Origin of the sequence: Geitlerinema sp. PCC 9228 (assembly GCF_001870905.1) — a bacterium.
Classification (GTDB): Bacteria; Cyanobacteriota; Cyanobacteriia; order Cyanobacteriales; family PCC-9228; genus PCC-9228.
Window position 1 is genome coordinate 14,027 of sequence record NZ_LNDC01000052.1, and the last position, 12,029, is coordinate 26,055.

The 12,029-nt window shown below is 43.1% G+C and carries 10 protein-coding genes; 4 read left to right on the forward strand and 6 right to left on the reverse strand.

The genetic code is table 11. The features are described 5' to 3' along the window. From AS151_RS03890 to AS151_RS03900, 3 genes are all read right to left on the reverse strand, one after another. On the reverse strand, positions 1-907 hold a 907-nt coding region (locus AS151_RS03890; RefSeq protein ID WP_071515750.1), incomplete at its 3' end, for a hypothetical protein. Between the two features lie 13 nt (positions 908-920). Continuing rightward, complete coding sequence (locus tag AS151_RS03895) at positions 921-1,898, reverse strand: hypothetical protein (protein ID WP_071515751.1); 978 nt, start codon at positions 1,896-1,898, stop codon at positions 921-923. Positions 1,899-1,916: 18 nt separating this feature from the next. Then, positions 1,917-4,100 (reverse strand): hypothetical protein, encoded by a 2,184-nt coding sequence (locus tag AS151_RS03900; RefSeq protein ID WP_071515752.1) that lies wholly within the window; start codon positions 4,098-4,100, stop codon positions 1,917-1,919. Positions 4,101-4,691: 591 nt separating this feature from the next. Between AS151_RS03900 and AS151_RS03905 the strand changes: the two genes are divergently transcribed. The 3 genes from AS151_RS03905 (at position 4,692) to AS151_RS03915 (ending at position 6,522) form a co-directional block, all read left to right on the forward strand. Beyond that, positions 4,692-5,345 (forward strand): SIMPL domain-containing protein, encoded by a 654-nt coding sequence (locus AS151_RS03905; RefSeq protein WP_139240496.1) that lies wholly within the window; start codon positions 4,692-4,694, stop codon positions 5,343-5,345. A gap of 185 nt (positions 5,346-5,530) precedes the next feature. Beyond that, positions 5,531-5,785, forward strand: coding sequence for an RNA-binding protein (locus AS151_RS03910; RefSeq protein ID WP_071515754.1), 255 nt, complete (start codon positions 5,531-5,533; stop codon positions 5,783-5,785). A 479-nt stretch (positions 5,786-6,264) separates the two neighbouring features. Next, on the forward strand, positions 6,265-6,522 hold the full coding sequence (locus tag AS151_RS03915) for an RNA-binding protein (RefSeq protein WP_071515755.1): 258 nt from the start codon (positions 6,265-6,267) through the stop codon (positions 6,520-6,522). Positions 6,523-6,695: 173 nt separating this feature from the next. Here AS151_RS03915 and AS151_RS03920 read toward each other — a convergent pair whose 3' ends face one another. Together AS151_RS03920 and AS151_RS03925 are read right to left on the reverse strand one after the other, a co-directional pair. After that, positions 6,696-8,003: an MFS transporter gene (locus AS151_RS03920; RefSeq protein ID WP_071515756.1), complete on the reverse strand. Its 1,308-nt coding sequence runs from the start codon at positions 8,001-8,003 to the stop codon at positions 6,696-6,698. 74 nt (positions 8,004-8,077) lie between these two features. Beyond that, a complete protein-coding gene (locus AS151_RS03925) occupies positions 8,078-8,755 on the reverse strand; it encodes a VTT domain-containing protein (RefSeq protein WP_139240493.1) in 678 nt (225 codons plus the stop codon). Positions 8,756-8,984: 229 nt separating this feature from the next. Between AS151_RS03925 and AS151_RS03930 the strand changes: the two genes are divergently transcribed. Then, positions 8,985-9,659, forward strand: coding sequence for a TrkA family potassium uptake protein (locus tag AS151_RS03930; protein ID WP_071515758.1), 675 nt, complete (start codon positions 8,985-8,987; stop codon positions 9,657-9,659). A gap of 346 nt (positions 9,660-10,005) precedes the next feature. On the opposite strand, the gene AS151_RS03935 is transcribed toward AS151_RS03930, so the two are convergent. Continuing rightward, on the reverse strand, positions 10,006-11,586 hold the full coding sequence (locus tag AS151_RS03935; RefSeq protein ID WP_343327419.1) for a cation:proton antiporter: 1,581 nt from the start codon (positions 11,584-11,586) through the stop codon (positions 10,006-10,008). Positions 11,587-12,029: the final 443 nt, after the last annotated feature.

Consider the following 12,029-nt stretch of genomic DNA (forward strand, 5'->3'; position numbering starts at 1 on the left):
AACTGGATTCAGGTTCTACAGTTTCTTGGGGAGTTTTCTCAGATGGGGAAGTAGATTCAGCTTCTACAGTTTCTTGGGGAGTTTTCTCATCTAGAGAACTGGATTCAGGTTCTACAGTTTCTTGAGGAGTCTCCTCAGATGGTGGTGTCTCTAAATCTTGAGTATCTGAAGTCAGCAAGAAAACAATGAAGATAACGAAAATAACAAGAATGGCGACAGAACCTATAACTATAGCAAGTAATGAAACTCGATTCAATTTCTTAGATTGGTACTTTTGCCATTCTTGATATGGAATTAAATTTGATACCCCTCGCCAAACACCAGCTTGCTTTAATGTTTCTTCGGATTTATTTCCAGTAACAACTACTAAAAAGTTTTTCGCTAGATCGACTGTTTCAAGTTCATTCGCCAATTCCTTCCTTGATTTATCTGTATTTTGACAAATTTTTGGAGTTAGGTTCTCTTTATCTGGAGAACGTAATGATAATGTCTGCGAAAAATTATTTTCTATTTTAGATATTTCTTCCCCTAAAACCTTAAAATTACCTCCCTCTTCAGTAATGCTATGGTTGATGCAATCGTCTAATTTATTTCTTAACGCAGAAGCTGCTAGCTTCTGTAATTTTTTTCTATCTTGTTCTCGATTTTGACTGTTACCAATCCAAGCAATAGAATTGCGAATATGTCTTCCTCGATAGTCTTTCCTTCCACTCTCTATTCCTGTGACTAGCAATAACACTATTTCTTGCGTTTGCTGCAAAACAACCGAACGAGAATCGCTTTGGATAAACTCTCGAATTGCTTCAATAGGTTTGGGGGTAGCAATAACGGCGTCATTTTGATTTTTCCAACAATAATCATTCTCAGCATGAGTACCACGACTCTTTATATAAATTTTGAGTGTCATGACTTCTCCTAAACTAAATTTCCAACCAATTTTTTCCTTGAACGACAATAGATGTGTTTTGATTATTGCACGTTACTGCATTTTGAAGAGATTTCTCCAAATCTTTATCTAAATTTAACCAGTTACGTACAAAACCTAACCACAACCAAGATTGTTTCCTTTGTTCCATTTCCAGCTTCAAAATAAATCGTAGAAGGTAAAGTAAAGGCTGTTCGCAATCCTGTGGTTTATATCCAGCATCGTGACTAATTTTATGGAAGTAGAAGTATGGTTGTTTTTCTTTCTCTTCTATTCTAGAGAAAATTACACTACCTACTGTTTGTACAGGGGTAATAACACTAGCAATTTTATCTCTAAGGGAATTGGAATTTAAAAAATCGAATAAGCTTTGGTAGCCTCGATCTTCGTGAATACGCTTTATTAATTTCTCTGATTCAGAAGCGTTCCGAACGTATTTTTCACACTTCACTGGTGCAAAAATAACTAGCTTTGGCGATCGCAAATCCTGAAAAACACTTTGACACAAAATTTTGACTTGTGTGGGACGATTGATATATTCATTCCATTTGCCTTTTTTTTCCATTAAAGCTGGCGCGTCAATAGCAACAAGTACCGCTTCAGATTCAGCTATTGAGTCTTTAACAAACTGTTTGTGTGTTTTGTCAGATTTCGGATATAAGTAATAACCAGGATAATCGACAAACGTTAATCTCAAAAATGGTCTTTTCCCGAGATTACCAATATCGAAATTAAAATATCTAATATCATCATCTCCTTCTACACCACCAGTTGCTTCAAATTCCTCCGTTAAACTTCTTAATTGCCCTAATTTTTCAGCCAGTATTGCAGCAGTTTCAGTTTCAGAATCGGGAACAAATTGCAAGTTCATTTCATTAAGAGTACTCTCAAATTGTTCGTACATGGCTGTCAGCAAACTGGTTTTTCCGACACCGCTTGCTCCGAGCATGGTAATTTTAAATTCTGATGACATGTGTCCTCCATTCGACAACTACTTGATAAATTGTAGAACATTTTGACTGTTAGCAGATTCCACATCTTCAATGGAACTTTGCCATTTCCGACGCAAACGGGTTTTGGCTGCCAGTTTTTGAAATTCTTCCGGCCAAATATCGAATCGTTCTTCTTGTAAAAAGATTTGCCATTCATCGTAAACACCTTCCGCTCGCAAAACGCGATCGATAAATTCTTCTACAATCGCAAATTCTGCTTGACTGGGTTCGCACAGCAAATCTTCTAAAGCTGTTTCGCATTCATAAACTGCCTCTGCGTGTAGGGTTTTTAAGTTGGTTAGTACTTCCTTGGCAGATGGTGATTTCGATAGGGTAAGTTGGGTTTCATTTGGCGTTAGTTTATCCAAATGTAAGCGGATGCGATGTTGAATTAAACCGCGATAGGAAATATCAAAATCGCTGAGAATTTGAAAGCCAAACTTAAGTTTTTCCAAAGTATTGGGAATTCGTTCGGCAATTTCATCGAGCAGTCGATAATCTTCATAGGAACTGAGTGCCTTCAAATGTGCTTGTTCTGCCAATACTTGGGCAACTTGTGATTTTACCTCTAATAGCGATCGCTTCAATCCTTTATCTAAAGAGAGAAAATGTTGCGATAAGTAGGCACGGATTTCGTTTAAATATTGATAGTAAGCATTGGGATAGCCTCCCAATTCATTTTGCCGACGCTCAATTTCATCTTGATTTTGAGGCAATCCCGTATCTTGGCGGCATGCTTCTAAAACACTTTCTACCTGTTCTTTAAATGTGTTATCCGTATCATCGCGTTTTTCCCTCAATTCTTGCAGTATTCCTTGAAGACCATTTGTCATATCCTTCCACAATTGACGAAATAATTGTAAGAAACGAGAAAAATCTTCATCGCTTCCTTTGGCTTGACCTAGAGCATTTTTGGCTTTTTCCAGTTCGGTATTAACAGAATCCTGGAGTTGCTGCAACCGTTCTTGACATGCCGAAGCAGATTTGCGGTCCAATTCCGTAATAGAATCGGCAAGGTAATCTAAAGTGCGATCGAGAACTTCGTTAGCTTCCTCTTGATGGGAACAATTCTTAATCGAACAATCCACCACATCAATATGTTGCTGCCCGATCGCATTGTATAATTGCTGGCAATTTTTATAATTATCCCCCATACTCGAACCTTTCTCGGTCCGATTGAGAATCATAAACGACCATTCGCTCAATGGTACATCTTTTAACGCATTGGCTACAATATCGTACAGCCGCACATCCACATCTGCCCAATAATCGCCAGATGGTTTCGGCATCCGTACAAATAAGACCACATCGACATCGTTGCCAATGGTCTTGACCAATCGTTCTTCGTCGCCAATGCCAGTATCTCCCAACCCAGGGGTATCCACCAAGGCAATTTGACCAACTTCCGGATTGGGAAAGTTGCAGACAATTTTGACTTCCCGCACTGCCATATAATTGTAAATGCGATCGCCTTCTGGAGTATCCTGGGCTACATAGTTGCGAATTTCCTCTTTAGGAATGCGAAGGGGAGACGATTGACGCAAAAAGCGACCGTATTTATCGAAATTCTCGTGATAGCGGCACAGGTGTTCGTATTTCGCTTTGGCTTCTGCGGCTTGAACGGTTTCTGGCAAGGGAGGCAGGGGATTTTGAATGAATTCGTTAACTGTTCTGGGAGGTCTGCCTAAATTTAAGTGTTCGTAATAGGGAGAAATTACTTCATTGAGAAACGATGGTTCGGTGTAAAACCAAACTTCGCCGTAGGTTTCTACATGAGGACTGTGGTGAATTGTACTGCGAACCCCCGTACAATGCTGTAAGTCACCATCGGGAATTTCTGCGGTGGTTAAGCCGCTCAAACTTTGCAAAAATCGACTTTTGCCCTGTCTGGCTCTTCCGACGACGCCAATATTTAGGGTATGGCGAGCAAAACGCGATCGCAATTTTGCTAAAGGGTCGAGTTCGGTGGTAATTTGTTCCTGTAACCTGCTTAAATTTAACTCCCGCAACCGACCAACCACGGTGGCATCTTCTTCAAGTTCCTCTAGCAAGCGATCGCGATGGTTTTCTAAGTTTCGCAATTTTTCTGCTAAAGTAGTAAGGTTGGCTTCCACCTGTTTGACTCGTTCGGCAAGGGGATGGCGTTTGTCGATAATTTGGCGAATTTGGCTGGTTCTACTCACGATTTTAGATTTTCCTGCACGAGCGACACTGGTGCTTCCCAAGGGCTGACGCTAAAAAAAAGCAAAGTAGTTGTAAATTAACTATATTTTAGTATATCAATCCAACAATCGATCGTTGGTTGGGACCGATCGAACCATTGATATTTCTAAATTTCTCGTTTCTTGCAGGTAACCGTGCCAAGCTATAATGGGATATACTGGCCAAACTTCTGATTATCCTGGTGAAGCACGAGCTAGGTTGCTATCATACAATTTTCTGAAAAACAACAATCGTTTTGAATTTCCCTAATTCCCTGGTAGGGGTGCTCACGCGTTGCTCCCCTACAAAAACGCTATAACCCGCCTATTGTTTTCAAAACAATACCCAATCTGTAGATAATTTATATAGGAACAAGAAACGCCCGGTTTGCAATTTGCTACCCCAGCGTTTCCATATTTTTTGTGAGGAGTGAATTATTTATGCAAAAAAGCAAACGTTCCAATCGTTTCCCAAGAAATATCTTTGGGGGAAATTCGCGGTCGTGGCTTTTGGCTGGCACTTTTGCAGTCTTTTCCCTGTCATTAATTGCGATCGCATTTTTATCCGCACCCATGCCAGTCAGCCAACCAGCTTCCGCACAAGAACCTGCCGAACGCACCATTACGGCTAGTGGTGAAGGTACTGTGGCTATTCCTACCACCCAGACCCAAGTGCGTTTGGGGGTAGAGATACAGGGAAAAACTGCCAGTGAGGTACAGCAAGAAGTCGCCAAGCGATCGCAAGCTGTGGTTTCTCGCTTGCAAGAACGCAATGTGGAAAAGTTAGAAACCACTGGCATTCGCCTCAATCCCAATTACAACTATCAAAACAACCAGCGTCGCCTGGTGGGATATGTCGGTGTCAATACCGTGAGTTTTAAAATACCCACCCAGCAAGCGGGTTCGATTTTAGACGAAGCGGTCAATGCTGGTGCTACCCGTATCGATGGGGTGAGTTTTACAGCCACCGAAGATGCGATCGCGCAGGCACGCAAACAAGCTTTACGCGCGGCTACCCAAGATGCTAAAGCACAAGCGGAAACAGTTTTAAATACATTGGAACTTGCTTCCCAAGAAATTGTGAGCATTCAAATTAACTCAGCTTCCCCACCCTCACCGCGAACTTTCCAAGCCGAAGCTGCCAGAGCTGCCGCCGATGCCAGTACCCCAGTTATGGGCGGGGAACAGGAAGTACGGACTTCTGTTACCTTGCAAATTCGCTATTAGGGAAAATCGTGAAAAATTAATTTCGCACGAGCCGAAAAAAGTGTTATAGTAATAAACGTCGAGAGATAAAGATCGGTGACAACGTTTGATTTCGGTATTGATAGTGTTTTCGCAGCTTCATATTGACAGACTTTCTCCGAGACTTTGGCTCGCTACAGCATATGTAACTTAAAGAGAGATCGCGAATGTCAATTTACGTAGGAAACTTGGACTACTCCGTTACTCAGGAAGACCTCAGCGACGTATTTGCTGAGTACGGTACTGTACAGCGGGTCTATTTGCCCAAAGACCGCGAAACCGGTCGGATGCGGGGATTTGGATTTGTGGAATTGGAAACCCAACAAGAAGAATCCGCAGCCATTTCTGAGCTAGACGGTGCAGAATGGCTTGGTCGCCAGTTGAAAGTAAACCCAGCTCGACCTCGCGAAAAAAGGAACTAACTTGCTGGTAAGAAGGAAGGCAGTTTGTCTTCCCGCTTAGCAATCGAGTTTCGATACCACAACGCTTTTGGAAGCACTTTCCAAAAGCGTTTTTTTGTCTTTCAGAGGATGGTGAACGAACTTCCGCGTCAAGCGATCGCCATTTTCTCAAGGTGGAACCAATTGGTTGGTATCAAACGTAGAAGGACTCATAAACTCTTGGAACTCCCTAGCGACATAGGCTACCAATATTATAGGAAGACAATGGGATCGGTCTGGCTTGCCAGCCGTAGCAGTCCATCCTGAGCTAAATTTCTAAATCGATCGAAAATTGTGTGCGCGAATCGTTATGTAGGTGCTACAATTACACTTAATGAGCAATCAAGCTCGTGAAAACGTTTGATTTCGGTATTGATAGTGTTTTTTCAGCTTCATATTGACAGACTTTCTCCGAGGCTTGGGCTCGCAACACGTTCCATGAATCGAGGAGAAATCCACTAATGTCCATTTACGTCGGCAACCTAGACTACTCTGTAACCCAAGAAGACCTCAGCGATGTTTTTGCTGAGTACGGCACGGTACAACGTGTTTATCTTCCTAAAGACCGTGAAACTGGTCGTATGCGGGGTTTTGGCTTTGTAGAGTTGGAAAACCAGCAAGAAGAATCCGCAGCAATTTCTGAATTGGATGGCGCGGAATGGCTTGGTCGCCAGCTGAAGGTCAATCCGGCGAGACCTCGTGGCGAGAAGAAAAACTAGTTTGCCAGTTGTAACCAATTCATGGTAAGGTAGGGGCGAAGGTATATCGCCCTTGCCCCAACCAACCAAAATTTCCACCAAAATTGAATAGGAAGTTTCGATACCAAGGCGCTTTTGGAGTTCTAGAACGATTGTTCCAAAAGCGCTTTCTTGTATTTTATTTTCCGGTTTGGTTAGCGTACTTCCCCACCACGAGTATAGGGAGATAGCCAAGGAACTGCAACGGCTAAGATTAATGGCGGTAGCATCGATAGCAGAAAAATTTGCGCGTAACTGCCAAAGATATCAAAACCCAGAGCAAATAAATAGGGACCAAAAGCCGTACTCGCTACAGCTAGGGTGGTAGCGAACCCTTTAATTTCTCCAAGTTGCGATCGCCCAAAATAATGAGCGTACACGCTACCTTGAATAACCCCTTTCATGCCTTGGATTATACCAGCGATAGTACCATAAATCCACATCCAAATCAAGTTGCTAACAAAAATAGGCAGCACCAGGGAGACGCAGAGAAAAAGCAGCATGACGCTTAGCAAAAACCGGGGTTCCACGCGGTCAATGAAAAAGCCAGTAAGGAGATTGGTAACCGCCGTCACCACCCCCAGCGGGGCAAACACCGCCACAGCAACCTGATTCTCCAAGCCACCCATTTGCTGCATAATATCATAATGGTGGAAAATCAATCCTGTCGCCAACGCCGATACAAAAACATCCCCTAGGGTAAATACCCAAAAAGTGAGGCTGCGGCGCGCCTGAGAAGCGGTATAGTTGATTTCTTTCGGTCTATCGGCTTCAGAAATGTTGCTGGTGTGCTTGCTATCGGGTTGCAAGCCGAATAATTCTGGATGTCCGCGAAAAAATAACGCACCCACGGGAAGAATGGTGGTGGCGACGATACCGCCCAAAATTATATAAGTCTGACGCCAACCAAATGCCTCAATTAGATTTTCCAACCAGCCGGGGAACAGGGCAATGCCAACGGCAAATCCAATGCTGGAAAGTCCCACTGCCATCCCCCGACGGCGAATAAACCATAGATTGATAACGTGGAGGCTAACCAGCGTTAACGAACCCTGACCGAGGCTGCGAATGAGGATAAATCCGACGGTGAGTGACAGCAATCCGCCAATAAATCCCATCCCAGCACAAGCGATCGCAAATAGAATAGAAATGAGAATAACTGCCAAACGCGGACCGTAGCGATCGATAAATCTTCCTACAAAGGGCAGGATAAAAGAACCCCCTAGGGTGCCAAATGCATAGGTGAGCGACATTTGGGAACGGGAAATTTCTAAATCGCCGATAATGCGATCGACAAATACCGAAACCCCCACAGTTTGACCGGGTGTGGTCATAATGGTGCCCAGGGTGCCTGCGATTAAGACAATCCAGCCGTAATAAATTGGTGCGTTGGCAACTATCCAGCTGTGGTGTTGGGGTTCGGGTTGGGTTGGTTGGTTGGATTCTGGTTTGTTATCGTTCAAGAGTTCGCAAGGGAAATGGCAACGAAAGCGATCGAAAAGACGAAATTGGATTGTAACATAACGGCTACAGGATGCTAGCGATCGCCCTTTTTATCTTCAATCTCTTCACCCACATCAATCCGTTGTTTTTTCTTGACCCAACCCGTTACGATTGCTAAGAGAAAAACCCCCAACAATGCACCAAAAAGTAACCAACCACTATTTTCTAAAAAACCAGCACCCACAGCCACCAATGGTGCATTGGAAATAACAACACTCAGCACCAAAGCCAGGAGAAAACGAGATACCGGTGTTTGGGTTAAACCCACACCATAACTCACAAAGTCAAATAATCCCGTCATTAACAAACCCGTCATGGTAAAGAAATTGTCTTCTAGATGTTTTTGGGCAAGAGAATCCACTCGTTGCATGGAGCGATCGCCAATAAATTTCCCCACCCACTTGCGTCCGTAGCGTCGCGATAAAGAAAAGCTCAAACTACAAGACATCAGGTCGGCAAGAGAAACAATTAGAAAACCAGGACCAAAACCAAACAATCCCCCACCGAGAACCGCATAAACCGTTCCCGGCAAAGAAGGAATTACCACGCTGGTAAACCGCAATCCAAAGACCCCGAGAGGTGCCCAAATTCCCAATTTGCTAACAAATGCTCGCAGGTCTTCGATATTAAAATATTGGCTTAAAATGATAGCAAGGGCTATCAAAACAACAACAACTAGAAATGTTAATCCTTGGCGTATTCTTAAAGACACGATCGCTTAAAAAATTGGATTACTGTCGGCTGTTGCGCGTTGACTTAAAATCGAAAAGTACAAGTATAGTATAGCCGTTTTCTATGCTAGTGGTTCCATCGTAATTTTGTCAACAGAAAGGCAACGTTGCTTTCAAAAAAATAGTTCTTTTGTTAGGGTAGATACTATTGGAAAATCATGGTTGATGAAGAAAACATTCTCCAAAATAAATGGAGAAATAGGGAAATACATGTACATTTTGATTGGTGGTGCCGGGATGATGGGGTTGGATTTAGCCAAAACCCTGCTGCACATGGGTCATACCATTGCTATTGTAGACACAGATTCCCTCGCTTGCCAGTATGCCCGTGAGAAAATTGGGGTGATGGCTTTTGAAGGCAGTGCGGTGAATACCACCGTCTTATTAGAGGCAGGCATCCGCAAAGCCAACGCTATTATTGCCACCCTGCGGGAAGATGCCCTCAACCTGGCGATGGTTACCCTATCCAAACACTACGGTGTACCTCAGATTTTAGTACGAATGAGCGATCGCGATTTTGCCGACCCCTACCAACTTGCCGGGGCAACTCATATCATCAGTACCACCGAACTAGCCATTAGCCGCATCGTCAATGCCATCGAATATCCCCAAGTCGATGCCATGATGCATTTTGAACAGGGGCAGGTAGAAGTTATCAAACTATCCATTCCCCAAAATTGCTACGTTGCCGGACGTACGATTGCGGAAATTGCCCAAGACCCTGGTTTTCCCACAGGAACTCTCATCATTGGCTATCAAGCCAATCCTTCCCAAGATTTAATTATCCCCAATGGCAATACTGTTTTAGAAAGCGGTTCCACAATTTTAGCTGTTACCAAACCCGACTTGGTACGGCAGACAATTGATTTTATGGGATTGTGTTAGTTTGTTTTTATATTGTTTTGCCAAAAATTGATAATTCCATCTCGTCGGGTGGGCATTGCCCTACTTTTTCAGAAAATAATGGTAGGGTGGGCATTGCCCACCCGATAAATATTAATTTAATCATCCTGCACCGATAAAAGCCTTTCGTTCAATTCCTTAATATAATTTTGTGCTACTTTTTCAGAAAATAATGGTAGGTAGGTGGGCAATGCCCACCCGATAAATATTAATTTAATCATCCTGCAGCGATAAAAGCCTTTCGTTCAATTCCTTAATATAATTTTGTGCTACTTTTTCAGAAAATAATGGTAAGGTGGGCATTGCCCACCCTACTACAAATATTAATTTAATCATCCTGTAGTGATAAAAGCCTTTCGTTCAATTCCTTAATATAATTTTGTGCTACTTTTTCAGAAAGCAAACCTTTACGAACAGCATCGTTAATTGCTACTTTCTCCGCCACATAAAGACGACGGCGAAGTTTGTCTAAATAAGCTCTTTCCGCGACATTATCCGGTTGGTTGGCAATCCTTTGGTTGTAAATTTCTCGCAACTCATCTTCAGAAGACGCAATGCGAGCTTGATAGTTGGCAAATATCTCCTCGTAGATTAATTTAGGCAAACCACCAGCTTCAAAAAGATTTTTCAGTTCTCTTTGAGCTGCCTTGGATGCTAGTAACTTCATTTGTAAGTTTTCAATATATCGCTGCGTGGGAGATGCTTGCGACAGTTGCAATCGCTTCACCAACCAAGGCAAACTCAATCCCTGAACGATAAGAGAAACCAGCACCGTACTAAAGATTAACGTAATAACTTGCGATCGCCCAGGCAACGTTACCGGCAAACTCAAAGCCAACGCCATAGAAAGCGACCCTTTCACATTCCCCAAAATCAGAACATGTTGCCACCGCCAAGGCAAAGGACGGTCAAAAAAACGCAGCAGCGACAGCAAAAAATAGATAGAAACAATTCGTCCGATTTGATACGCCAAAATCGCCAATAAAGCTGTGGGAATCGTTGCAAATAAAATCCGGGGGTCTACTTCAATCCCCACCAACAAAAAAATAAACGTATTGACACCAAACCCAGCATATTCCCAAAAATTCAGCAGCGTTACTTTAATAGAAGCAGAGGTTTGCCGAAAGCCAAGATTGCCAATCACCAACCCCGCCAACACCACAGCAATGGCACTGGAAACGCCTAAAGATTGACCAATTTGAAATGTTCCCAGGGAAACAGCAACCGTTAGCAAAATATTGCTCAAATCGTCGTCAATTTGCTGAAACAATCCGACGCAAAGATATCCCAATCCCAAGCCAAGCAGGCTACCTCCCCCAAAGGCAATGGCAATTTCTTGCAGGGTTTGACCAAATTGAAACGAACCTTCTAGATGAATGGATGCGATAACACTCAGCAATACCAGTGCAATGCCATCGTTAAATAGACTTTCCCCTTCCACAATGGTTGCCAGGCGGGCAGGAACAGTGACGCTGCGGAATGCTACAATAACGGAAACTGTATCGGTAATTGTTAAAATTACGCCTACGGCACAAGCTGTAATCCATGCTAAACTTAGGGAAAATTTCAAAAACGTCGCGGTAATGGCAGCGGCAAGAAGAACGCCTGGTCCTGCCAACAAGGCGATGGGTTTGATGGTAGTTCGCAGTCGGCTAATATCGGTGTTGATGGCGGCTTCAAAAATTAAGATGGGGAGGAATAAATTTAAAACCACATCGGGATTTAAGCCCACCGCTTCTGGCAAGGATTCTTTGGTAATCGCCAATCCCGCTAGAACCAATCCCACGACGTAGGGGATTTTTAGACGACGGGTAATCAGGGCAACGGCTGTTGCCACTAGCAACAACACTATGGAGGTAGTAATAAGCCCCGTGAAGTCTCCTGAAGATGCTGAAATTGTTTGGTTCAATGGTGGCGTGGCTACATTGTTGGCAAGCAGGCGGCAATAGGTCACGTGGCATTCATCCGTTACAACCGACAAATCGTTTCCGACCAAACTTTAGCGAATCTGACAGAAAAAACGCTTTCATATCATAAAACGTTTATTTTGTCAATCCCCCCATTTTCGCCGCCCAAAAAATTTCTCGATACAGGTAGGTTCGCCGAAACGCGATCGCGCGATCGCTCTCCACGCAAAAAAAGGGGTTTTGGCATTTTTAACCCAAGATCTGGGTAAAAATACACAGAAAACCCCAAAATACCAGTGTCTAAACCATAAACGATCGTAGCATATTGGCTGAAAAACTGCCAACTCGTATTTTAATTGAAAATCTATCTCAACAAAAAAACAGGGATTTCGCCGGTTGTATTTAAATCCTAAAATCGTTTCTCGGTATTTATCCTCCTGTTTAA

Excerpts from the sequence above, each read along its gene's own strand:
- AS151_RS03895 (WP_071515751.1), bottom strand. The coding sequence starts at position 1,898 with ATGTCATCAGAATTTAAAATTACCATGCTCGGAGCAAGCGGTGTCGGA.
- AS151_RS03905 (WP_139240496.1), top strand. The coding sequence starts at position 4,692 with ATGCCAGTCAGCCAACCAGCTTCCGCACAAGAACCTGCCGAACGCACC.
- AS151_RS03910 (WP_071515754.1), top strand. The coding sequence starts at position 5,531 with ATGTCAATTTACGTAGGAAACTTGGACTACTCCGTTACTCAGGAAGAC.
- AS151_RS03915 (WP_071515755.1), top strand. The coding sequence starts at position 6,265 with ATGTCCATTTACGTCGGCAACCTAGACTACTCTGTAACCCAAGAAGAC.
- AS151_RS03930 (WP_071515758.1), top strand. The coding sequence starts at position 8,985 with ATGTACATTTTGATTGGTGGTGCCGGGATGATGGGGTTGGATTTAGCC.